This is a genomic window from Vogesella mureinivorans (assembly GCF_007644035.1).
Classification (GTDB): Bacteria; Pseudomonadota; Gammaproteobacteria; order Burkholderiales; family Chromobacteriaceae; genus Vogesella; species Vogesella mureinivorans.
On sequence record NZ_VMTV02001148.1, the window covers coordinates 1 to 301 of the forward strand.

Sequence of the window (301 nt, forward strand, 5' to 3'; positions counted from 1 at the left end):
TGGTGGCCCTGGTCGGCGAGTACACGCCCGACGAGCCGCTGGAGGTGATCGGCATCGGCAGCCACAGCTCGACCGGGCTGCGCCGCGGCGTGGTGGGCGACATCGAATCGACGGTGCATTCGATCCAGCGCGCGATCGAGGAGGCCGAGGTCATGGCCGGCTGCGAGATCCGCTCGGTCTACGCCTCGATCTCCGGCAGCCACACGCAATGCAAGAACTCGCCGGGCATCGTCCCGATCCGCGAGGGTGAGGTCAGCTATGGCGACATGGAGCGCGTGCTCGAAGCCGCCAAGGCGGTGGC

At 68.8% G+C, this 301-nt stretch carries 1 pseudogene; it reads left to right on the forward strand.

Annotation, left to right across the window (positions count from 1 at the left end):
• Nucleotides 1–301: pseudogene (locus FLQ44_RS23255) on the forward strand (cell division protein FtsA); the annotation flags it as partial.